General features: G+C 67.9%; 24 protein-coding genes and 2 pseudogenes. 19 read left to right on the top strand and 7 right to left on the bottom strand.

The features are described 5' to 3' along the window. The first annotated feature begins 129 nt into the window (after nt 1-129). The 6 genes from folP (at nt 130) to F1D05_RS17120 (ending at nt 3,310) form a co-directional block, all read left to right on the top strand. Nucleotides 130-927, top strand: a complete 798-nt coding sequence (gene folP / locus F1D05_RS17145; protein ID WP_185449208.1) for a dihydropteroate synthase — start codon at nt 130-132, stop codon at nt 925-927. Beyond that, nucleotides 924-1,388 carry a nuclear transport factor 2 family protein gene (locus F1D05_RS17140; protein WP_219733005.1) on the top strand — a complete coding sequence of 155 codons (465 nt, stop codon included), beginning with the start codon at nt 924-926 and terminating at the stop codon, nt 1,386-1,388. The genes folP and F1D05_RS17140 overlap by 4 nt, the downstream gene beginning before the upstream one ends. Further along, on the top strand, nt 1,385-1,774 hold the full coding sequence (gene folB, locus F1D05_RS17135) for a dihydroneopterin aldolase (protein WP_185448592.1): 390 nt from the start codon (nt 1,385-1,387) through the stop codon (nt 1,772-1,774). Before F1D05_RS17140 ends, folB begins: the two co-directional genes overlap by 4 nt. Beyond that, a complete protein-coding gene (folK, locus tag F1D05_RS17130; protein ID WP_185448591.1) occupies nt 1,771-2,337 on the top strand; it encodes a 2-amino-4-hydroxy-6-hydroxymethyldihydropteridine diphosphokinase in 567 nt (188 codons plus the stop codon). The genes folB and folK overlap by 4 nt, the downstream gene beginning before the upstream one ends. A 2-nt stretch (nt 2,338-2,339) precedes the next feature. After that, nucleotides 2,340-2,858, top strand: coding sequence for a DUF3180 domain-containing protein (locus F1D05_RS17125; RefSeq protein WP_246486769.1), 519 nt, complete (start codon nt 2,340-2,342; stop codon nt 2,856-2,858). 77 nt (nt 2,859-2,935) lie between these two features. Then, nucleotides 2,936-3,310 carry a hypothetical protein gene (locus tag F1D05_RS17120; RefSeq protein WP_246486768.1) on the top strand — a complete coding sequence of 125 codons (375 nt, stop codon included), beginning with the start codon at nt 2,936-2,938 and terminating at the stop codon, nt 3,308-3,310. 60 nt (nt 3,311-3,370) lie between these two features. On the opposite strand, the gene F1D05_RS17115 is transcribed toward F1D05_RS17120, so the two are convergent. Both F1D05_RS17115 and F1D05_RS43020 read right to left on the bottom strand, forming a co-directional pair. Then, on the bottom strand, nt 3,371-4,333 hold the full coding sequence (locus F1D05_RS17115; RefSeq protein WP_185448588.1) for a hypothetical protein: 963 nt from the start codon (nt 4,331-4,333) through the stop codon (nt 3,371-3,373). A 109-nt stretch (nt 4,334-4,442) separates the two neighbouring features. Beyond that, nucleotides 4,443-5,666 (bottom strand): NADH-quinone oxidoreductase subunit D, encoded by a 1,224-nt coding sequence (locus F1D05_RS43020; protein ID WP_428995019.1) that lies wholly within the window; start codon nt 5,664-5,666, stop codon nt 4,443-4,445. 142 nt (nt 5,667-5,808) lie between these two features. Between F1D05_RS43020 and F1D05_RS17105 the strand changes: the two genes are divergently transcribed. Beyond that, entirely contained in the window at nt 5,809-6,297 is a 489-nt protein-coding gene (locus F1D05_RS17105; RefSeq protein WP_185448587.1) for a PH domain-containing protein, read from the top strand. Continuing rightward, nucleotides 6,294-7,718 (top strand): PH domain-containing protein, encoded by a 1,425-nt coding sequence (locus F1D05_RS38905; protein WP_206686241.1) that lies wholly within the window; start codon nt 6,294-6,296, stop codon nt 7,716-7,718. Before F1D05_RS17105 ends, F1D05_RS38905 begins: the two co-directional genes overlap by 4 nt. A 110-nt stretch (nt 7,719-7,828) precedes the next feature. Here the strand turns inward: F1D05_RS38905 and F1D05_RS17100 are convergent. Together F1D05_RS17100 and F1D05_RS17095 are read right to left on the bottom strand one after the other, a co-directional pair. Then, nucleotides 7,829-8,473: pseudogene (locus F1D05_RS17100) on the bottom strand (SAM-dependent methyltransferase); the annotation flags it as partial. Beyond that, on the bottom strand, nt 8,470-9,183 hold the full coding sequence (locus F1D05_RS17095; protein WP_185448585.1) for a 2'-5' RNA ligase family protein: 714 nt from the start codon (nt 9,181-9,183) through the stop codon (nt 8,470-8,472). The pseudogene F1D05_RS17100 and the gene F1D05_RS17095, both read right to left, overlap by 4 nt. Nucleotides 9,184-9,242: 59 nt before the next feature. On the opposite strand from F1D05_RS17095, the gene F1D05_RS17090 reads away from it, so the two are divergent. The 8 genes and pseudogenes from F1D05_RS17090 to F1D05_RS17060 all read left to right on the top strand — a co-directional run bounded on the left by F1D05_RS17090 (nt 9,243) and on the right by F1D05_RS17060 (nt 16,220). Next, complete coding sequence (locus F1D05_RS17090) at nt 9,243-10,019, top strand: Rossmann-like and DUF2520 domain-containing protein (protein WP_246486767.1); 777 nt, start codon at nt 9,243-9,245, stop codon at nt 10,017-10,019. Next, on the top strand, nt 10,016-10,843 hold the full coding sequence (gene panC, locus F1D05_RS17085) for a pantoate--beta-alanine ligase (RefSeq protein WP_185448583.1): 828 nt from the start codon (nt 10,016-10,018) through the stop codon (nt 10,841-10,843). Before F1D05_RS17090 ends, panC begins: the two co-directional genes overlap by 4 nt. Nucleotides 10,844-10,865: 22 nt before the next feature. Next, nucleotides 10,866-12,527 (top strand): L-aspartate oxidase, encoded by a 1,662-nt coding sequence (locus F1D05_RS17080; protein WP_185448582.1) that lies wholly within the window; start codon nt 10,866-10,868, stop codon nt 12,525-12,527. Nucleotides 12,528-12,531: 4 nt separating this feature from the next. Continuing rightward, nucleotides 12,532-13,386 (top strand): carboxylating nicotinate-nucleotide diphosphorylase, encoded by an 855-nt coding sequence (nadC, locus tag F1D05_RS17075; RefSeq protein WP_185448581.1) that lies wholly within the window; start codon nt 12,532-12,534, stop codon nt 13,384-13,386. Beyond that, nucleotides 13,386-13,844: pseudogene (locus tag F1D05_RS42565) on the top strand (type III pantothenate kinase); the annotation flags it as partial. The gene nadC and the pseudogene F1D05_RS42565, both read left to right, overlap by 1 nt. A gap of 67 nt (nt 13,845-13,911) precedes the next feature. Continuing rightward, nucleotides 13,912-14,145 (top strand): hypothetical protein, encoded by a 234-nt coding sequence (locus tag F1D05_RS42560; RefSeq protein WP_343066669.1) that lies wholly within the window; start codon nt 13,912-13,914, stop codon nt 14,143-14,145. A 160-nt stretch (nt 14,146-14,305) separates the two neighbouring features. Beyond that, entirely contained in the window at nt 14,306-14,746 is a 441-nt protein-coding gene (locus F1D05_RS17065) for a hypothetical protein (protein WP_185448580.1), read from the top strand. 16 nt (nt 14,747-14,762) lie between these two features. Beyond that, nucleotides 14,763-16,220, top strand: a complete 1,458-nt coding sequence (locus F1D05_RS17060) for a multicopper oxidase family protein (protein WP_185448579.1) — start codon at nt 14,763-14,765, stop codon at nt 16,218-16,220. Nucleotide 16,221: 1 nt separating this feature from the next. On the opposite strand, the gene F1D05_RS17055 is transcribed toward F1D05_RS17060, so the two are convergent. Then, entirely contained in the window at nt 16,222-16,776 is a 555-nt protein-coding gene (locus F1D05_RS17055; RefSeq protein ID WP_185448578.1) for a carboxymuconolactone decarboxylase family protein, read from the bottom strand. Nucleotides 16,777-17,023: 247 nt separating this feature from the next. On the opposite strand from F1D05_RS17055, the gene F1D05_RS17050 reads away from it, so the two are divergent. Next, a complete protein-coding gene (locus tag F1D05_RS17050; RefSeq protein ID WP_185448577.1) occupies nt 17,024-18,295 on the top strand; it encodes a hypothetical protein in 1,272 nt (423 codons plus the stop codon). A 21-nt stretch (nt 18,296-18,316) separates the two neighbouring features. Beyond that, on the top strand, nt 18,317-19,567 hold the full coding sequence (locus tag F1D05_RS17045) for a hypothetical protein (RefSeq protein WP_185448576.1): 1,251 nt from the start codon (nt 18,317-18,319) through the stop codon (nt 19,565-19,567). Between the two features lie 58 nt (nt 19,568-19,625). On the opposite strand, the gene F1D05_RS17040 is transcribed toward F1D05_RS17045, so the two are convergent. Then, nucleotides 19,626-20,027, bottom strand: a complete 402-nt coding sequence (locus F1D05_RS17040; RefSeq protein WP_185448575.1) for a TIGR03668 family PPOX class F420-dependent oxidoreductase — start codon at nt 20,025-20,027, stop codon at nt 19,626-19,628. Nucleotides 20,028-20,110: 83 nt separating this feature from the next. Here F1D05_RS17040 and F1D05_RS17035 point away from each other — a divergent pair, with 83 nt between their 5' ends. Then, nucleotides 20,111-21,394: a fibronectin type III domain-containing protein gene (locus tag F1D05_RS17035; protein WP_185448574.1), complete on the top strand. Its 1,284-nt coding sequence runs from the start codon at nt 20,111-20,113 to the stop codon at nt 21,392-21,394. Here F1D05_RS17035 and F1D05_RS17030 read toward each other — a convergent pair. Then, nucleotides 21,380-22,096 (bottom strand): DedA family protein, encoded by a 717-nt coding sequence (locus tag F1D05_RS17030; RefSeq protein ID WP_185448573.1) that lies wholly within the window; start codon nt 22,094-22,096, stop codon nt 21,380-21,382. The genes F1D05_RS17035 and F1D05_RS17030 overlap by 15 nt on opposite strands. Nucleotides 22,097-22,121: the final 25 nt, after the last annotated feature.

Below are 22,121 nucleotides of genomic sequence, written 5' to 3'. Positions count from 1 at the left end.
TGATGGGGGCCTGGTACCTAGGTGGGGCAGTCCGGACGTGGCCACTACGGTGGTCGGGTGCGAACTGCCCCACCGAGTCATTTCTCGGGCCATGTCGAAGGACTGCCCACGCCTGACCGCTGTCTGGTGATGGGTGTCGTCAACGTGACCCCCGACTCGTTCTCCGACGGCGGCGAGTGGTTCGAACCGGCCGCCGCGATCAAGCACGGCCGGGAGTTGCTCGCCGAAGGCGCCGATCTGCTCGACGTCGGCGGTGAGTCCACCCGGCCGGGCGCGGTTCGTCCCGCCCCCGCCGAGGAGATCCGCCGGGTGCTGCCGGTGATCGAGACACTGGCGGCCGAAGGCGCGCTGATCTCGATCGACACGATGCGCGCCGATGTGGCTGCCCTCGCGCTCGACGCGGGCGCCGTGATGGTGAACGACGTCTCCGGTGGCCAGGCCGATGCCGAGATGCTCGGGCTGGTGGCGCAGCGCGGTACGCCGTACGTGTGTATGCACTGGCGCGGGCACTCGGTCGACATGCAGAACCGCGCCGAGTACGACGACGTGGTGGCCGAGGTGATTGCCGAGCTCGCGGAGCGGGTAGAAGCGATCCGCGCGGCCGGGGTCGACCTCGGCCGGGTGGCGCTGGACCCGGGGCTGGGTTTTGCGAAGAACGCGGACCACAACTGGGAGGTGCTGCGCCGGCTGCGGGAATTCGGCGTACTGGGCCTGCCGTTGCTGATCGGTGCGTCCCGCAAGGCGTTCCTCGGTAGGCTGCTCGCCGACGAGGAGACCGGCGAGCCGAGACCGGCCGTACGGCGAGACGACGCCAGTGCGGCTGTCTCCACTCTCGCCGCAGTGGCGGGCGCCTGGTGTGTCAGGGCGCACGCGGTGGCGCCGAGTGCGGATGCGGTCCGGGTGGCCCGCAGGTGGGGAGGGGTATGACGGAAGAGCAGAAGCCGGCCGGTCGTGGGCGCGGTGTCACCGCGGAGACCGTGGTGATGAACGCCAACACCGCGTTCTACAACGCCTTCGAGGCGGGCGACCTGGATCTGATGGCGGCGGTCTGGCTGCCGGAGCCGGATCCGGTCTGCATCCATCCGGGCAACGCGGCGATCTACGGCTATAGCGAGATGATGCGGGCATGGGCGATGATCTTCGCCAACACGCCGTACATCCAGTTCTTCCTCACCGACGTACAGGTAAGAGTCGATGAAGACGTGGCCTACGTCACGTGTACGGAAAATGTCCTCTCGTCCGGTGAAGGTGCGCCGGAGGAGGGTTTCGCGGGGGGAAAGGCGCTGGCCACGAACGTCTTCCGGAGAACTTCTTCCGGCTGGCGGTTGTGGATCCACCACGCGTCCCCGGTACTGTCGTCTGGGGGTCCACTGGAGGAGGCGGAATGAGCGGTCCCGAGCTGCCTCCTGACGTGATCGAGATCCGCGGCATCCGTGGCTTCGGCCGGCACGGCGTGTTCGACCACGAACGGGCCGACGGGCAGGAGTTCGTCGTCGACGTCCGGCTCGAGCTGGACACCCGGCCCGCGGCGGCGTCGGACGACCTGGCCGACACGGTCAACTACGGAGTCGTCGCCGAGAAGGTGCACGCCGCCATCGAGACCGACCCCGTCGACCTGATTGAGACACTGGCCCAACGGATCGCGGATCTGTGCCTCGCCGACAAGCGGGTGACAGCAGCCGCGGTGACCATCCACAAACCCTCGGCGCCGATCAAGGTGCCGTTCGACGACGTTGTCCTGACCGTGCAGCGCAGAGCCGGAGAATCCTCGTGACTGAGACCCCTAGTCCGTACGTCATCGACGCGGACACCCTCAGCGGTGGCCTGAAGCCGATCCGCCAGGTGATCCTGTCGCTCGGCAGCAACCTCGGCGACCGTGAGGCGAACCTGCAGGGCGCCGTCGACGCGCTCCGGGACACCCCGGACGTCGTGGTCGTCGACGTCTCGCCGGTCTACGAGACGGAGCCGATCGGCGGCCCGGACGAGTCCGGGCCGTACCTGAACATCGTGCTGCTCGCCGACACAACGCTGGCCGTCGAGACGCTGCTGGACCGCGCGCATGCCGTCGAGCAGGCGTTCGGCCGGGAGCGCAGTGTGAAGGGCGCGCCGCGGACCCTGGACGTGGACCTGATCACCTACGGCAAGAAGGAGATCGAGACCGAAGAGCTGACGGTGCCGCACCCGCGGGCGCACGAGCGCGCGTTCGTGCTGGCACCGTGGCTGGACATCGAGTCCGACGCGGTCCTGCCCGGGGTTGGCCCGGTGGCCGAACTGCTCGCCAAGGTGGGGACGGACGGCGTCAAGCGCCTCGACGACCTCACCATCGAGCTCCAGTAGTGGTGTCTGGCGGGCCCGGTCCGGATCGACCACCCGGTACCGGCAACGAGCCGCCGCCGGAGGGTTCGGTCCGGCCGACGTCTCGCCGGCTGCTGATCGCGATCGCCGTCCTCGGGGCGGCGATCGGGGTCACCCTGGTGAAGGCGATCGAGTCGCGCGGCGGCGTCGTACCGACTGTGTCCTGGCTCACCCTGGTGGCCTGGACGTTCCTGGCGTCGTTACTTTTCGTTGCCGCCCGCAACACTCATCAGCGGATCCAGGTCCGGCACGAACGGGTCGAGCCGTCGCGGGCCGTTTTCCTTCTGCTGATAGGGAAAGCCAGCGCTTTCGTCGGTGCGTTGTGTACCGGCGTGTACGCAGGGTTCGCATTGTCCTTCCTGGATGCGGTGAGTTCGTCGGGTCCACGGACCCGGGTGATCACAGCCGGTATCGCGGCAGTGATCTCGGTCCTGGTCGTCACGGCGGGATTGCTGCTCGAACGGGCGTGTCGGATTCCCGATGACCCCGAAGACACCCCCTAACATGTCGGTCCATGGGGTCAAGGGGTAGCCGCCGTCGAACCAGGACCACCGTTCTCACAGTCGCCAACGCTCTGTTGGTGGTCATCTGCGTGAGCGTCGCGATCGCTCTGTTCTCGCAGAACGAATGGATCCTGCGAGCAGCCGCGGTCGGCGCCGTCCTGGTCGCCATCGGCGTCTCGGTCCTGATCCGCCACCAGCTCCTGGTCGAACGCATGGCCCACAGCGACGACCGCGCCCAGGTGGCCCAGGAGTACTCCCGCATCACCAACGCCCGCGTCGTGGAGAACGCCGAGTTCGTCGACCTGATGCAACGCCGCCTCGACCGCATCGACCAACGCCTCGACAAGATCGACGAAGAGGTAGCCACCGTCGTAGCCGCCGGCGACAAACACTCCCACGCCGACGCCCCCACAGTCGTAGACCTAAGACTCCGAGGCCTAGCCGCCTCCTGACGCCGGCCGCTCGGTCGTTGGCTGGAAACAAAGTTGCAAATACGCATAAAAAGTTTCCAGTCAGTTGGCCGGTAGCGGGCAACCTGGCCCGCAGACGTTCGCGGTGAGGTCGGGCGCCTTGCGGCGTAGTACCTGCAGGACCTGTACTGCGGCCTCGCACGGCCGGGTAGTTATGTCGAGCCAGCCGTAGCGCAGCGTCGATTCCGCTCGCAGGGTGGCGCGGTTGTCGCGATCGAGATCCTTCCATCGTCGGTTCGGTGAGAGATGGAACCGTCCGTCGAGTTCGACGACCAGCCCGAAGCCCGAGTAGGCGACATCGGTGAACTCATCAGCCACCTGCCGCTGGCGGATCCCCGTCGGAAGTCGGTGCGCTCGTTCGACGTCGCGTAGGTATCGCAACTCGAGCAGCGAGTGTGAGCCGGCAGCCACGTCCGCCAGGATCGCCCTGAGTTGGCGGCCATGCTTGTGCCTGCGGTGGTCGCCGAGGGTCCGGAGGATTTCGGCCGGATCGACCCGGCCACTTTGGCAGGCCTCGGCGACGACCGCCGCCGCGTCGTCGAGCGTGCCGGTCAGGCCGGCCGCCTCCAGGACTGCGTGAGCCGGCGCGCTTCGGGGCGGGATCGCCGCTGCGAGCCGGTCGCTCCACCGCTCGACCCGGTGGATCTTGAGATTCGGCCGCCTTCGAACCCGACGGTGGACCGGGATCGTCAGGTGGACCGGTCGGTCGCTGTCAGGTTTGATCAGACCGAGTTGCTCGGCTGCTGTGTAGTGGCTCCAGGCTGCCTCCGGGCCGGCGTACAGGAGGCCGGCCAGCAGGTGCTCCTCGTACCCGATTGGTCCGGTGTGCGTGGCGTAGACGCCGGGATGTACGGTCTGCCAGGTCCTGCGTCGAAGTCGGCGCCGGATCTCGCTCTCAGTACGCCGGGCAGCCAAGAGCTGAACCCGCGAGACGATTCGGTGCTGTGCATCGATCAGCGCGTCGAGGCCCATGCTGTCGAGTTGCCGACGCCACCACCAGTCCATCCACCCAAGGATGAGCGAAATTGGCCGGCTCTGCAGGCAGCCCTGTGGACAACCGTTCCGAGCCCGCTAGCTGGAAACTTTCAATCGCCAGGTGCAAGTTTGTTTCCACTCAAGGCGGGTGAGCGGCTACTTGTCGATGTCGCCTACTACGAAGAACATGCTGCCGAGGATGGCGATCATGTCGGCGACGATGGTGTTGGGGAGCATTTCGGGGAGGACCGAGATGTTGTTGAAGCTGGCGGAGCGGAGTTTGAGGCGCCAGGGGGTTTTGTCGCCTCGGGAGACGAGGTAGTAGCCGTTGATGCCCAGGGGGTTCTCGGTCCAGCAGTAGGTCTGGCCTTCGGGGACCTTGAGGATCTTGGGGAGGCGGGTGCTGACCGGGCCGGCCCGGCATCGCCAGCAGGCGGTCCAGGCACGCATCGACCAGGTCGAGGGAGACCTTCACCTGGTCGAGGAGGAGCGAGAAGCGGGCGTAGCAATCGCCTTCGGTGCGGGTCACCACCCGGAGTACGCCGTCCTGGGCGAGCTCCTCGTACGCCAGGTACGGCTCGTCGCGGCGCAGATCCGCGTCGACCCCGGACGCTCGGGCGATCGGGCCCGAGACGCCGTACGCCGCGATCAGTTCGGGCGAGAGCCGACCGACGCCGACGGTCCGGGCGCGGAAGATCTCGTTGCCGAGGATCAGGTTCTCGATGTCGGGAAGACGACGCCGTACTGCGGCCGACGCGGCCCCGGCGCGCTGGAGCCAGCCGAGCGGGATGTCCTCCTTCAGACCGCCGACCCGGTTGAACATGTAGTGCATCCGCCCGCCGGACAGCTCCTCCATCACCGCCTGGATCGTCTCCCGCTCGCGGAAGGCGTAGAAGACCGGCGTGATCGCGCCGAGCTCCAGCGGGTAGGAGCCGAGGAACATCAGGTGGTTCAGGATCCGGTTCAACTCGGCCAGCAGCGTACGCAGCCAGACGGCTCGGACCGGCACCTCGAGACCCATCATCCGTTCGACCGCGAGCACGACACCGAGCTCGTTGGAGAACGCGGACAGCCAGTCGTGCCGGTTCGCCAGCACGAGGATCTGCCGGTAGTCGCGGACCTCGAAGAGCTTCTCGGCGCCGCGGTGCATGTAGCCGACGATCGGCTCGCAGTGCAGGATCCGCTCACCGTCGAGGGTCAGCCGCAGCCGGAGTACGCCGTGGGTGGCGGGGTGCTGCGGCCCGATGTTGAGCACCATGTCGGTGGTCGGCAGCTCCGACGCGGTGCCGGTGCCGCCCCGCTCGTAGACCGGGTCCAACCCGGCTGCGCCCGCGCCGATACCCACCACTCGTTCCACGCTCATGACCCTTAGTGTGCCGTGAGCGACGTAGCTTGACGATGTCGGCGCCCAGGCACGCATCTCAAACGCCCCGATGCACGCACCTGACCACCGACATCGTTCAAGCTACGTCGCTCACGGCCCACTGTCGTGACAGGCTTGCCTTGTGAACGACCTCTTCGCACCTTCCGATGTCAGCTGGACGCCGGTCTCACCGAACCTCGCGAAGCTCCGCCGACTCAACGCCGGCATCGCCCTGGGCCTGCTCGCGACCGCCGCGCTGGTGATCCTCGGGCTGACGATCGGCTGGACGTACGGCGTACTGGCGGTCGTCGTCGCGGCGCTCGGGTACGTCTGGGCGTGGATCCTGATCGGCCGCAACCAGCGCTCCTGGAAGTACGCCGAGCGCGAGGACGAGTTGCTGGTCAGCCACGGGGTGATGTTCCGCGAGCTGGTGGTGGTGCCGTACGGGCGGATGCAGTTCGTCGACGTCGCGGCGGGTCCGCTGGAGCGCGCATACGGGATGGCCACGGTGGAGTTGCACACCGCGACGCCGGCGACGGACGCGAAGATCCCGGGGCTGCATCCCGATGAGGCCGCGAGGCTCCGGGACCGGCTGTCCGCGCTCGGTCAGGCGCAGGCGTGGGGCCTGTGACCGAGCCGACCGCGCCGCCGCAGACCGTGGCCGTGATCGAGAAGACGGGCGACCGGCTGCACCCGCTGACCCCGTTCGTGAAGGGCTGGGGGTACTTCGTCGTCGCGGCGGTCGCGATGGCGAACAACGAGAGCCTGCGCAGCAACCTGAAGATCGCCGGGTTGGGTCTGCTGGCCGTACTGATCGGCGGCATCCTGCTCGGCGCGTTGTCGTGGTGGTTCACCAAGTGGCAGCTGACCGGCGACGCGATCCGGGTCGACAGCGGCTTCCTGTTCCGGCGGACCAGGATCATCCGGTTCGACCGGATCCAGACGATCGATGTGGCGCAGCCGTTCGTGGCCAGGCTGTTCGGGATGGCCGAGTTGCGGATGGACGTGGCCGGTGGCGGCAAGAGCGACGGCAAGCTGAGCTACTTCACCGAGGCCGAGGCCTCCAAGCTCCGTGGCACGCTGCTGCTCCGGGCGAAGGGCGAACAAGCAGTCGAGCACGAGCAGCTTGCCCACGAGGTGGAGGCGCCGCCGCTGCTGGTGGTTCCGACCGGGCGTTTGCTCGGCGCGACGCTGCTGTCGTCGACAGTGCTCGCCAGTGCGGCCGCACTGATCTGGCTGATCGTGACGACCATGGTGTTCGAGTTCCACGTCGGGTTGTTCGCCGGTCTGCCGCTGCTGCTCGGTGTCGTGCAGCCGATCTGGAAGCAGGTCGTCGGCAACCACGGCTTCACCTTGTCTGAGACGCAGGACGGCCTGCGGACCAAGCGCGGTCTGTTCGACGTACAGCGGCAGACGGTCCCGCCAGGGCGCGTGCAGGGCCTGCTGATCACCGAGCCGCTGATCTGGCGGCTGATCGGGTGGTCGCGGGTGGACCTGGACATCGCCGGTGTGGCGGGCTCCAAGTCCGACGGCGAGGACGAGCACGAAGGCGCTCAGCTACTGCCGGTCGGTGAGCGCAATGAGGTCGCTGCCGTGCTGGCGAGGGTGCTGCCGGGCACTGACCTGGCCGCGATCCGGATGCATCGAGCACCTGAGCGCGCCAAGTGGCTGCGCCCGATCGGTTGGCGCTACCTCACGTACGGCGTCGACGGCCAGGTGATGGTGACTACGCGTGGCTGGGTGAGCCGCCGTACGTCGATCGTGCTGCACCACAAAACGCAGTCGGTCCGTCTGCAGCAGGGACCCATCCAGCGGCGCCTGGGCCTCGCCAACGTCCACGTGGACACCCCGCAGGGCCCCACTGACGCAGTAGCCCTCCACCGCGACCTGGCCGAGGCTGCGCAGCTAGTAGAGGGTCAGGCCGACAGGGCCCGCGAAGCACGCCGTACGACGGAGTCCCCGGTGCCGGTCCACACCCAGCCGAACCCGCCGAGTCCGGAGGGATCCAGTAGCTCTGCCGCCTCGCCTGCTGACGACAGCTCGGTCAGGTAGCGCAGGGGGTCCGTCCGGGACAGCTCGTGGTCCGGGCGAGTGGCTGTGACGCCCAAGGCCAGTAGCGCCTCGCGCTGCATGACGACGGTGCCGCCGGGCACTGCTGCCGCCAGCGAATCCAGTGCGACGTGGGCAGTGATGTCGCAGCTGCCGTCCAGGACAGGCTCGCACTCGCGCCCATTGCGGAAACCGGTCAGAGTCCCGTACGGCGGGCGCCCGGTTCGCAGGTGCCCGTAGTCGATCGCGAGCGCGACACCGCCATCCAGGCGGCGGACCACCTCGGCCCAAGCGAGATCGCGGGCCAGACCGATCTCGGCCCGATCGCCCGGCTCGCGCAGCGGCCACCAAGCCGAGAGCCAGCCCAAATCGTTGCCCTCGACAACCTCGCCGAGGCTCAGGTCGGCCAGCAGATAGCGCGGCGTGCCCTCGTCGTCCAGCTCGGCCAGCTCGCAGGGGAGGTTGTCGAGCCACTCGTTCGCGACCACCAGACCGGTCAACCGAGCTGGCAGGTCGTCGTCGAGTTCCACCTCGAGCACGTCGAGACCCTCGGAGCGCAGGACCTTGCCGAGTTCGCCCGAGCCGGCACCGATGTCGACGACCCGAGTGGCCCCGACAGCTCGGGCCAACCCGGCCAGCGCCTGGCCGAACAAGGCCGAGGCGTGCACCGAAGTACGGAAGTGCTGGGCCGGCCGTTCGCGCCGGTAGAAGCCGTCGGGGCCGTAGAGCGCGGCCTCCCAGGCTTGCCGAAAGGTCATTCGAGCCCGATGCCGCCGAGCGGGACCGAGCCGGTGAGCTGCCAGATGCCGTCGTCGCCCTCGCGCCAGATGGTCAGGTCGTCGAGGCGAATGGTCGGCACCTCCTCGGCGGCCAGCGCGGCCTCGGCTTCGGCCAGCACCCGCGCGCCGCCCTCCGAGCCGCCCTGCCCGGACGACGAGATGGTCAGATGCGGGTGCGGATCGGGATGCTCACCGCCGTACGGCGGGCATTCGGGGAAGGTGTCGAGAACGATCCTGATCAGCTCGCTGACCTGGTCGAACGGCTCGGGCCGCAGCCAGGTCGTACCGTTCGGGAACTGACCGGCAGTGGGGAAGCTGAGGTCGAACGGCTGGACCGCGGCCAGTGCCTCCTCCAGCCGCCGGACCTTGTCGGGCATGGGTTCCGCCAGCCACGGCACCAGCACGGTGACATGGGGCGGGATCAGCTCGCTCAGCGCCATCGTCGGCCGGGCCGAGGAGTACGATACGGACCGCCAGCGATCCGTGAATTCCGCGAGTTCCGGGACCGCGATCAGGATCGCCGTCAATCCGGTCCGCGCGGCCCAGGGGTTTCGTTCGCTCACGCCCTCATGCTCCCACCAGTTGTGACGAACCACGTAGTACCCGCGACCGTGGCCGGGCCTTAGGGTGGTGCAGACCGCACGAATCGTCTGGTACCCGAGCAGGGACTGGAACGTAAAGGTGGACATGGAACGCATCGGCATCATCGGCTCCGGCCCGGGCCGGTGGCGCCTTGGGAGCAGCCTTGGTGTCCGCCGGATATCCCGTCACCGGCGTCAGCGCCCGCTCGCGCGCGTCACGGGAACGCGCCGCGCGGCTTCTTCCGGACGTCCCGGTCGTCGAGCCCGCCGAGGTGGTCGGCCGCGCCGACGTGGTGATCCTCGCCGTACCGGACGACGCGATCGCTGAGGTCGCCGGCAGTCTGCCCTTCACCGAGGACCAGTACGCCGTGCATCTGTCCGGCGCCCACGGCATCGCCGTACTGCGGGGGATCGCCGCGACCCCGGTCGCGTTGCACCCCCCGATGACCTTCACCGACGCTCCCGCGAGTCTGGCCGGCGTCGTGTTCACCGCGACCGCACCGGATCGGGCGCTGGTCGAGCGGCTGGTGAAGGACCTCGGCGCCGAGGTGCAGTGGATCGCCGAGGAGCGGCGCGCGCTCTACCATGCGGGTCTCGTGCACGGCGCGAACCACCTGGTCACGCTGGTCAGCCAAGCTGTCGACGTACTGCGTGCCGCCGGGATCGCGGACCCTTCGGCCACACTTCGGCCACTGCTGACCGCAACTCTCGACAACACGCTGCGGTCCGGTCATGATGCGCTCACCGGGCCGATCCTGCGGGGCGATGTCGACACCGTGCAGGCACATCTGGCCGTACTGCGAGGTCGCCCGGCGAGCACGTACGCCGAACTGGCGCGGGCGACGGTGGAGTTGGCGGCAGGCGACGGCCGGCTGGATCGGGAGACGGCGGCCAGGTTCGGTGAGGTGCTGGAGCGGGATCGGACAGGGGAGGCACCGCGATGAGACTCACCCAGACGAAGGCGGAGTTGCGGGCGGCCGCGGCGATCCGGCCGCGGGCGGTGGTGATGACGATGGGTGCCCTGCACGAAGGGCATGCCGCGTTGCTCGCCGAGGCCCGGGAACGGGTCGGGCCGGATGGCAGCGTGGTCCTGACGATCTTCGTGAACCCCTTGCAGTTCGGGCCGACCGAGGACTTCGACCGGTACCCGCGGACGCTGGCCAGCGATCTGGCGATCGCCAAGAACGAGGGCGTCGACCTGGTCTTCAACCCGTCCCGTGACGAGCTTTACCCGAACGAGCCGTCGATCACGGTGCATCCCGGGCCGCTGGCCGACGAGTTGGAGGGGACGGTCCGCCCCGGCCACTTCGCCGGCGTACTGACCGTGGTGTCGAAGATGCTGCACCTGACCGGGCCGGACCTGGCGCTGTTCGGTGAGAAGGACTATCAGCAACTGACGCTGATCCGGGAGATGGTGTGCGACCTGGACATGGACGTCGACATCGTCCCGGTGCAGACCGTGCGCGAACCCGACGGCCTCGCGATGTCCTCACGGAATCGCTACCTCACAGAGACCGAGCGTGACGAGGCGCTGGTGCTCCATCGGGCACTGACCGCGGGCGCGAAGGCGGGGATGAACGGCCCTGACGCGGTGATGTCAGCCGCCCACGCCGAGCTCGAGGCGGTCCCGTCCGTGCAGATCGACTATCTCGCCCTGCGAGCACCGGATCTCGGCCCGGTGATCGGTCCAGGCGAGGCCCGGATGCTGATCGCCGCCCGGGTCGGCGCCACCCGTCTCATTGACAACATTTCCATCACGCTCCGGTGAAACTGCTTGATACGGTCGCTGAATGACTGCTCCTGCTGTGCCGCAACGGCTGGCTGCGCCCGAACCAGGTTGGACCGACACCGTCGACGTGGTGGTGATCGGTTCGGGGATCGCGGGACTGACGGCTGCGCTCAAGGCTCGCGAACTCGGCACGGTGCTGGTGGTGACGAAGGACGTTGTCGCCTCGGGGTCGACGCAGTGGGCGCAAGGTGGGATCGCGGCCGCGCTCGACCCTGGTGATTCGCCTGAGGACCACCTGCAGGACACCCTGGTGGCCGGGGCCGGGCTGAGCGATCCGGTCGCGGTACGGGCCCTGGTCACCGAAGGGCCTGACGCCGTACGGGATCTGATCGAGCTTGGTGCGCGGTTCGACACCGCTGCTGACGGGGGCCTGTCGCTGACCCGGGAGGGCGGCCATCACCGCAACCGGATCGCGCATGCCGGTGGCGACGCGACCGGAGCGGAGATCGAGCGGGCTTTGGTGGCCGCGGTGAAGCGGGCACCCGACATCCGGTTGATGGAGCATGCCCTGGTGCTCGACCTGTTGACGGCCGAGGACGGCGCGATCGCGGGCGTCACCGTGCACGTGATGGGCGAGGGCCAACTGGACGGCGTCGGCGCGATCCGCAGCCGCGCGGTCATCCTGGCTTCGGGTGGGCTCGGTCAGCTGTACGCCGCGACCACGAACCCGAGTGTCTCCACCGGTGACGGGATGGCGCTGGCGTTGCGGGCCGGGGCGAAGGTACGCGACCTGGAGTTCGTGCAGTTCCATCCGACCGTGCTCTGGCTGGGTAAGAGCGCGAAAGGCCAACAGCCGTTGGTGTCTGAGGCGGTGCGTGGCGAGGGCGGGTTCCTGGTCGATGACCAGGGCAACCGTTTCATGCAGGGCCGGCACGAGCTTGCGGACCTGGCGCCGCGCGACATTGTGGCGAAGGCGATCATGCGCCAGATGCTTGCCTCGGGCAAAGATCATGTGTTCCTCGATGCCCGGCATTTCGGTGATGAGAAGTGGCGGGTCCGGTTCCCGACGATCCTGGCGTCCTGCCGGTCGCACGGTATCGACCCCGTCCGCGAACTGATCCCGGTCGCGCCCGCTTGCCACTATTCGTCCGGTGGGGTTTGGACCGACCTGCAAGGTCAGACTTCCGTGCCCGGGTTGTACGCCTGCGGCGAGGTCGCCTGTACCGGCGTCCATGGTGCGAACCGGCTCGCTTCGAACTCGCTGCTGGAGGGCCTGGTCTTCGCCAAGCGGATCACGAATTCGCTGGCCGCGAAGCTGCCCGAGTTCCGCGAACCGGCTGTCGACGCTCGGGTGCCGGGCCTGGTCGACGCGGACGTAGTACCGGAGATGCAGCGGGTGATGACGGTCGGCGCCGGGGTGATCCGGAGTGCGAGTGGTCTGGCGGAGGCCGGTGCCACCCTGGCCAAGCTGATCGAGCAGCCCGCAGGCGAGCCGGGGACGCCGGGCTGGGAGGCGACGAACCTGCTCACGGTCGCCTCCGCGCTGATCGCCGCTGCCACCACGAGGGAGGAGAGCCGCGGCTCACACTGGCGTGAGGACCACCCGGATCGCGACGACGAGAACTGGTCGGGCAATCTGGACCTCACACTGGCCGCTGAGGGCGACTCGAGTAGGCCCGTCACGGCTTTCGTGGCACTGAAGGAATCACCGGAGGGGAAGTAGCGGTATGGATGACACGCTCGACAGGCAATGGGTCGAGGACCTCGTCCGGGCCACCATCGAGGAGGACCTGGCCGGGGGTGTCGACGTCACCACCACGGCGACCGTCGAGGCTGACCAGATCTCGGTGGCGGAGTTCGTCGCCCGAGACGACGGTGTCGTGGCCGGCCTGGAGGTCGCCGAACTGGTGGTCCGGCTGGTCGCGGGCAAGGAAGAGGTGGAGATCGAGCACTCCGTCGTGGACGGGGCCGCGGTCAAGGCCGGCGACATCCTGATGACGGTGCGCGGGAAGACCCGGCAACTGCTCACGGCCGAGCGGACGACGCTCAACCTGCTCTGCCACCTGTCCGGCGTCGCGACGCTCACCCGCCGGTGGGTCGACGCGGTCGACGGCACCGGTGCGGTCATCCGCGACACCCGCAAGACGATGCCGTTGCTGCGCAGCCTGGAGAAGTACGCCGTCCGTTGTGGTGGTGGTAAGAACCACCGGATGGCGTTGTCCGACGCGGCGCTGATCAAGGACAACCACGTGATCGCCGCGGGTGGCGTCGCGGAGGCGTTCCGCCTGGTCCGCAAGGCCTATCCGGAGATCGCGATCGAGGTCGAGGTCGACACGGTCGAGGACGCGCTGATCGCGGTCGAGGCCGGCGCGGAGCTGATCCTGCTCGACAACATGGCCGTGCCGTTGTTGCGGGAAGCGGTGGAGAAGATCGACGGGCGTGCCCGGCTGGAAGCGTCGGGTGGGTTGACGCTGGGCGCTGCTCGCGAGGTCGCCGAGACGGGCGTGAACTACCTCGCGGTCGGAGCGCTCACCCACTCTGCGCCGGTTCTCGACATCGCGATGGACCTGCAGGAACCCTGATGCTGCTCGCCGTCGCGGTGGAGAACACCCGGACCCTGGTGGGCTTGATCTTCGAAGGAACGGTCAGGCGCCACTGGTGGGTCGGGACCGACCCACGCCGTACGGCGGACGAATGGGCAGTACTCCTCGACGGCCTGCTGGCAGGCGAGTCGCCGGTCTCCGGCGTCGCCGTCTGCTCGGCGGTCCCGAGTGTCCTACACGAACTGCGCGACCTGGTCGCGCGGTACTACCCCAAAGTCCCGAGTGTGGTCGTCGAGCCCGGTGTGAAGACCGGGCTGCCCGTCCTCGTCGACAACCCCCGCGAGGTCGGCACGGACCGGATCGCCAACGCCTTGGCAGCGGTCCACCTGTACGGCGCTCCGTGTGTGATCGTGGACTTCGGTACTGCGACGACGGTGGATGTGGTCAACGAGGCCGGGGCCTTCATCGGTGGCGCGATTGCCCCGGGCATCGAAACTTCGGTCGACGCTCTGGGCGCGGTGGCCGCTCAGCTTCGCCGGGTCGAACTGATCCGGCCCCCGCTCGGTGGTCGCCAAGAACACCGTCGAAGCCCTCCAGTCGGGCGCCATCTTCGGCTTCGCCTCCCTGGTCGACGGCCTGGTGACCCGGATCCTCGCCGCGCAGGGGCTTTCGGCCGCGACCGTCGTGGCGACCGGAGCCCTCGCGGCCCTGATCGTCCCCGAGTCGCAGACCATCACCCACCACGAGCCGTACCTGCCTCTCCTCGGTCTGCACCACGCGCACGCTCGCAACAACTGATTCGCTTACTTTGCGTGAGGTTCCGGCTGCGGGGATGCGTCTTGTATGTGAGGTGCGGTGGCGTCACGATGAGGTGAGCGATCCCTGGGCCGACAGGTTCGGGGCCACGGCCTGGGGCGTGGTCGCAAGGGGGCGGGTCGCGCGGGTCCGGGGGAGGATCATGAAAGCGACGTATCGGGTGCTGGCCATGTTGATCGCGGCCGGGGTGGTGCTGCAGGCGATGTTCATCGCGCTCGCCTGGTTCACCGCGATCAAGGACATGGACGACGGCCTCGTCATCGACAAGAACTACGACGGCAACATCGGGCACACCCTGCATGGGCAGTTCGGCATGATGGTGATCCCGATCCTGGCGCTGCTGTTGCTGATCGTCTCGTTCTTCGCGCACGTCGCCGGCGGCGTGAAGTGGGCGGCGATCGTGGTCGGACTGGTGGTGCTGCAGATCACGCTGGCGTTCGTGTCCTTCGGGGTGCCGGCGGTCGGTGCGCTGCACGGGCTGAACGCGTTCGCGCTGCTCGGAGTGGCGGCGATCGCGGGCCGGCGGGCGGCCGCGCAGATGAAGGCGCCTGAGGCAACTACTTCGGTCGGTGTCACGCCGTAGTGGACGGCGTCGCTTAGTGCAGAGGCGCAAGCTGGTCGCGATCGCCGCAACGGTGGTCGTGCTGGCTCCCCTTGTGTTCTTCTGGCAACGCAGCCTGGTGCCTGGCAACCTTTCGCCGATGGCGATGGGGTACGCCGACTACGGTGGCGGGCCGCGGATGGCTGCGGAGCACGCGGGACACGAACGCGACCTCAGCACCTTGACCGTGGCCGCCGATCGGCGGCCGGACTTGATGGTCCGGCTGGTCGCGCGCAAGGAACGCTTCGAGGTCGCCGGGCGGGGATCCGTGCAGGGCTACACGCTCAATCATGTCTCGCCCGGGCCCGAGATCCGTGCCATGCAAGGCGATCTGGTCGAGGTGACGCTGGTCAACGAGTCGGTCTCCGACGGGATGACGCTGCATTGGCACGGAGTCGACGTACCGGCCGCCGAGGACGGGGTCGCGGGGGTCACCCAGGACGCGGTGATGGCTGGGAAGACCTTCGTGTACCGATTCGTCGTACGGGATGCCGGGACGTATTGGTATCACTCGCACCAGCAGTCGCACGAGCAGGTGAAGGACGGTCTGTTCGGTCCGCTGGTGGTGACACCGAAGAAGACTCTGCCAGGCGAGGACGTGATCGCGGCAGTGCACACGTACAACAAGATCCGGACAGTCAATGGCGGGTACGGCGAACGTCGTACGGACGTTCCACCTGGATCCGTAGTACGGGTGCGGTTGATCAACACCGATAACGGCCCGATGGCGTCCTGGGTCGACGGCGCGCCGTACAAGGTGGTCGCGGTGGACGGGACCGAGGTGAACCAGCCGCCGCAGGTCTCGGGGAAGTCGGTGCTGGTGACGGCCGGTGGACGTGTTGATCTGCAGGTGACCGTGCCGGCGGACGGTACTGCGGTACGCGTCGGCCTCGGCGGCGGACCGACCACCTTGGTCGTGGGACCGCACGGAGGCGCCGCACCGACAGGGACCGAACCGCGAGCTCGGGTGGACCTGCTGTCGTACGGAAAGCCGGCGCCGCTCGGGTTCGATCCTTCGCAGGCGGATCGGCGTTTCGAGTACAAGATCGGGCGTCGGATCGGCCTCTTCAACGGCAAACCGGGGCTGTGGTGGACGATCAACGGCCACCAGTACCCCGACGTACCGATGTTCATGGTCGCGCAGGGAGACGTGGTCCGGATGACCGTGAGGAACACCAGCGGCCAGGTCCACCCCATGCACCTGCACGGCCACCACATCTACGTCCTGAGCCGCAACGGCACAGCCGCCACCGGCAGCCCCTGGCGAGTCGACTCTCTCAACGTCGAAGACGGCGAGACCTACGAAATCGCCTTCCTGGCCGACAATCCAGGCATCTGGATGGACCACTGCCACAACCTCCCCCACGCGGCCCAGGGCTTGGTGACCCACCTGATGTACGAGGGCGTCACAACCCCCTACCGAATCGACGGCTCGGCCAAGAACAAGCCGGAATAGCTCAGATCTGCCGGCCGACGGTCAGAGCGCTGACCAAGTCGGGTGGGAGGAGGTCGTGGTATTCGCGGTCGGGGCTGGTGCCGGTGGCGTCCAAGGTTTTGGAGAAGAAGCAGCGGGCGGCGGCTGCGAGGGATACGTCCATAACGTCCTCATCGGAGAGGCCGAGGGCTCGGAGGTCGTCGACGTCGGACTGGGTGATCCGGTCCGCGCTGAGTGCCACTTTGCGGGCGAAGGCCATGATCGCGCGGTCGACGGGATCTGCGGGTGGGCTGGTGGTCAAGGTCGCGACCTCCTCGGCGGTGAAGAACTTCTCGGCCAGCACCTGGCCGTGGGCGAGGCTGCAGTAGCTGGACTTCAGCGCGGTCGCGGCCGCCAGGGTCGCGAGCTCGTACCGGCGCAGGTCCATCGACGCCTTGATTGCCCCGTTGAGCTGCTTCCACGCCTCGAACACCGCGGGCCGCGCCGCGAAGGTATGGACGAAATTGGGGACGTACCCTGCCGCTGCCCGGTTCGCTTCCAGGAAGTCGTCGGCCGCGGGTGTGCTGATGAATGTCATGAGATACCCCCTCGACTCAAGGTAGAGCCGAAACCCGGCTGCAACAACCTGCAACTTAGTTGTCGGGAGCACCGACCATGCTGCAGAATGCCCAAGCCGAGGCCAGTGGGGGAACACAGGCCGGCAATAGCCCTGGGGACTCCTTTGAAAGTCATCGCCGCCGCCCTGCCCGCTGCCCTCCTGGCCGCAGGACTGGCCGCACCCACCGCCACACACTGATCGCCCTCTGCCGAAAGACACCGCCCTGATGAAGAAATGGCCCGCCCTCGCCGTCACCGCCACCGTGCTGACATCCATGCTCCCAACCGGAGCTTTCGCGGCCGACCTCCCCGACCCGGCGCCGACGAATGTGCAGGTCAGCTGGGACACCCATTTCGCGCACACGATTCGGGTGACCTGGGACGAGGCGGAGGCGCGGCCCAACAAGGTCGTCGTTCGCGACCTCGACGCGTCCGCTGACCGCGAGGTCTTCTACCCGGCCGCGGACAGGCCGAACACAGTGACCGTGGGCACCCTCGATCTGTGGAACAGAGCTCATCTACAGATCGTGGTGGTGGCCGGAACGGTTACCACCGTCACGAGTCCCGAGGGTAGGTCGGCGGTGTTCGACGGTTACGTGCCGGACACCACGGTCGACGCGGTCACTCCGACGGCGACCGGCATCACGGTCAAGGCGCACTCGACGGCCGGTCCGGACAGTACCCCCGGGGATCCGCTGGACGGGGATGACCAGGTGAAGTATGAGCCGGTGTATCGCTCGGCCGACCGGCAGCGGTTCTCACTCGGCCCGGCTGGTACGGAGACCGAGTTCTCCATCAGCCATCCTGCGCCCAACTACACCTTCAATGTCGAGACCAGCAGCCGATGGGCTCCGGTGGCTTCGGGGGACGACGTGGTCGTCGACCACGCCAGGCTGACAGCCACGACACCGGCCCGGTGGCAGTACGGCTCCGAGATGAAGATCACCGGCAGCCACGGAAAGCTGATCGGACAGCAACAGCGGGTCGTGCTGCAGGCACGGAACTCGCCAACCTCCCCGTGGTACGTCGTGACCTATGACGTGGGGTCGTACGAGGACGGTTCGTTCTCGTTCAGCTTTCTGGCCATGACGCGGGAGTACCGCATCGCGATGGCCAACTCGTTCACGCGAAGCGGGGCCGACCGGGGCGATTGGTCGATGTTCTACGGCGGGTATTCCGCGCCGATGAAGACCGTGGCGTTTCAGCGGGTTTACGGGGTGTTCACGACGCCGACGATCAAGGTGGGGCAGACGTCCAACGTGCATGTGCAGTTGAACGTGTTCCTGCCGACCGGGCTGGTGGCGTTGCAGCGGTGGAACGGGAAGACGTGGGTGTTCGTGCAGAACATCGCGCTGAAGGACAATGTCGGCTGGGCGAAGGTCACGGGCAAGGCCGTCGGCAGTTCGACGTACCGGATCTACTCGCCCAACGTCATTAAGGACGGCATGCTGGTCGCCGCCGCCTACAGCCCGAACTTCGTCCTCTCCGTCATCCGCTAGTTGCCGAGCGCAAGGAATCTCGTGAAGCACGCCGCCGCAGTACTGACTCTCGCCTTGCTCACCGTCGGCCTGACCGCTCCCACGGCGACAGCCGCCGATTCGGCGCCCACCGACGTGAAGGTCTCTTGGAAGGACGACACCTTCCAGTTCATCCACGTGACGTGGAGCGAGGACGCGCCCCAGCCGAACCGGATCGTCGTACGCAAGGTGGGGGAGACGACCGAGCGGGCCGGCTGGCACGTAACGGCCGACGGCGCGAACGCGTTCGACGTACCGAAGTCCGCCGTGCGACAGGGCTCGACAGTCAAGGACGTTCTCGAGATCGGCGTCGCCGCCGGGACCGAGGCCGGCGAGACGAGCCCGGTCGCGGTGTCGGCGGCCTTCGACATCCATTACCCCGCGCAGCCGCTGTTCGAGGACATGTGGCCGGCGGGAACGAACACCTTGACTGCCAGGTGGTACGGCTGGAACTACCAGGACCCGAACCCTGGTGACCCGCTGGACCGCGCTGACCCGGTGACCTTCAACCCGACGTACCAGATCGGCTCCGCTGCTCCGGTCCTGATCGGCAAGCCGACTACCGAGACGACGGTGTTCTTCGCGGGCCCCAAACCGCCGTACGACTTCTACGTCTGGTCCGAGAACGAGTGGGCGCGCGGAGTGGACAGTGCCCGGGGCCACGCGCGGACGACAGCCTTCACAGCCTCGGTCCCGAGCTGGGTGGTCGCAGGCACCAGCACCGTTGTCAGCGGTACCTACGCGGGGCCGTCGACGGCGAGGGTCACCTTGCAGGCACGGAACTCGGCGACCAGCGCGTGGTACGCCGTTGCCGGCAGCGACTTCAGCGGCAGCAAGTACCGATTCGCCATCCCGAGCCAGGGAACCCGTCAGTACCGGGTGGCGATCGGTAACCGCAGTGACGGCTTGACGGCCTGGTACGGCGGATACAGCGCTGCCGTGACCACCACGGTTCAGCAGAAGGTCACCACTGACGGTTCCCGGACGGTCCACCGCTACTACGGGGAAGCACCACAGATGTACGTCTACGTGAGCCCCGCGATCGAAGGCGCGGCAGCCATGCAGCGCTGGAACGGCAAGGTCTGGGTGTTCGTGCAGAACGTCAACCTTCGCAACGGCTGGGGCCGGAACGCCATCAGCAGGGCAAGTCTGGGCAGCACCACCTACCGGTACTACGTCCCCAACCACCTGTACGGCGGCAACCTCGTCGCTGCCGCATACAGCCCGAACTTCGTCATCACCGTCCAGCCCTAGGGATCTCACCACTGACACCGCGCCTGCAGCGGGGTACAGCTCGTGTTGAGGTTCTTCCCTAGCTGTACGACCAGCCGGTCCAGTTGTCGATGGTGATGGTGACGAAGGGGCCGGCTGGGGGAGTTACGGCGTACTGCGGGTACTTGGCGGCCAGGGCGGTCAAAGGGCCGTCAGAGCTGACGGTGGCGTGGCCGTCGGCTCGGACCCACCAGAGCTGGGTCCAGTCGGCGTCGTACCGGTCGCAGAGGACGGCGGCCTGCGGATTCCAGCCCAGATTGGCCAGCCGCCGCAGCGAGCGAGTGGTCTTCGGCTTCTGGTCGACGGCGAAGACGAGCTGGTCGCCGGTCAGGACGAAGGTGATCGGGACGATGTGCGGGTGCAGATCCTCGCCGGTGGTGGCGAGGAAAGCGCGGTCCGCGGCGACCAGGTGTTCGCGGCAAGCTTCCGGCCCGAGTATCACGATTCGACCCTACTGGTAGTCAACGGCTTGTCCGGACTATGTATGGTCTACGCGGTCCGGCTATGAGGGGTGGGTGAGACGTGATGCGCAAGGTGTTCGCCGTTGCGTTCACCGCGCTGCTCGGCGCGTCCCTGCTGACCGCCTGCTCGTCCGACCCGGTTCCGACCGGAGTGACGATCGGCTGGTCGGACAAGACCCGGACGGCGGTCCAGGTCAGCTGGAAGGACTCCGACGCCCCGAACCGGATCACCATCCAGGGCGTGGTGAGCACCAGCCCGTCGTACGTGAAGTACCTGCCCGCGACCGAGCCGAACACCTGGGCGATCCCGGCCTCGGCCTTCCCGCCGGACGGGAACTACAAGATCGCGGTCGAGATCGGTACGTCGATCGGCGGCGTGAGCAGCAAGGCGGCGCTGTCGCCGATGTTCGACACGGACGGTCCGCTACGGCCGTCGGACGCGATCGCGACCCCCACCGGCAAGGACGTGGTGGTGAGCTGGAAGGTGCCACCGCCGGAGCAGGACTTCTCCCCGGGCGATCCGCTCGACGTGCCGCACGACAGTCAGCTCTACGTCCCGATCGTCGGCAGCGCCGGGCAACCGTTCCGCGTCGTCGGCCCGGGCACGACCACGACCCGGCAGGTGGTCAAGAACCTCCGGCCGCCGTACTACTTCCAGCTCCGGGCGACGAACGAGTGGACCTCACTGACCGGTGCCGAGATCGCCGGGCGGACGAGTTCGACCTCGACCGGGGTACCGACGCTGTGGACGTTCGGCAGCCAGATGCCGATCCGCGGCCGGACGGTCCAGCAGCAGATCAGCTGCGCCGAGAGTCGTTGCGCAGTGCAACAAACGTCGTCTGCCGGGCTGCCGGTGGTATTGCTGGCCCAGAGCAAGGCAGGCGGCCCGTGGGTCCAGGTCGGCCGCAGTACGACCCAGCTCGGCGGCTATTTCGAGATCCGGGTGATCGCCGCCGGGACGCGGAACTACCGCGCCTACGTCCCGCTCACCAGCCGGGTCGGGGCCCTGACGACGCCGTCCAGCAGCAAGGCGTCGCTGAGCCGCAGCCGGATCCAGATCGCCAGCGCCGGGTACGCCGGCGGCAACGTCCACAACCGCAACGACGTGGTCACGGCGACACTGGGGGTCCGGCCGGCCATGAATCAGGCGGCCATCTTCCAGTTCTGGAACGGCAAGGCCTGGGCGAGCATCAAGGAGGCCCCGATCAGGAACGGCCGGGCGAGCATTGCCTTCAAGGCTGTCCGTCCAGGCACCTTCGCCTACCGGTTCCTGGTCCCCGGCACGCAGTACCAAGGCACCTCGGTCTACGGCACGGCCACGGCGAGCATGGTGCTACGCGTCCGCTGAGGTCTCCGCGTCCTCCGGGGTGAGCTGTACCGCGACAGGCAACGCCTCGGCGAGCATCGGACCGCTCGGAGTCCCATCCTGTACTGCGTTCGCGCGGCGCCGGCGAATCTTGTAGACGGCGTACGCCCCGACGGCGACGACGCCGATCGCGACCAGCGCCCAGACCGACACCTCGCCGAAGATCTTGTCCGCGTTGTCGCCGACCTTGTACGCCACCACGCCGATCGTGGTCGACCAGGCGATGCCGCCGGCCGCGTTGGCCGCGAGGAAGCGCGGGTACGGCATCCGGAGCATGCCGGCCATCGGGCCCGCGAAGATCCGCAGCAGCGCCACGAACCGGCCGAAGAACACCGTCCAGACGCCGTACTTGTGGAAGTACTTCTCCGCCTTCACGATCCGGGCCTCGGAGAAGTGGTGGAACCGGCGGCCGAGCCGCTCGAACAGGCTCCGGCCGGCCCTGCGCCCGATGAAGTAGCCGATCGAGTCGCCGATGATCGCCCCGGTCGCGGCCGCGCCGATCACGAAGTAGATGTTCAGGTCACCCTGCGAAGCCAGCAGCGCCGCGGCGACCAGTGTGGTCTCGCCCGGCAGCGGCACCCCCATGCTCTCGACGCCGATGACCAGCCCGACCACCAGATACGCCACGATCGCGATCCCACCGGTCGGGATCGCGATGGCCAGCGCGTGCATAGTTGCCCCCATGCCTCCATCCTGGCACCCGAAGGCA

It is taken from the genome of Kribbella qitaiheensis, assembly GCF_014217565.1.
Lineage (GTDB): Bacteria > Actinomycetota > Actinomycetes > Propionibacteriales > Kribbellaceae > Kribbella > Kribbella qitaiheensis_A.
Note: the sequence above shows the minus strand (reverse complement) of the source record. Positions and strands in the feature narration are given on the sequence as shown.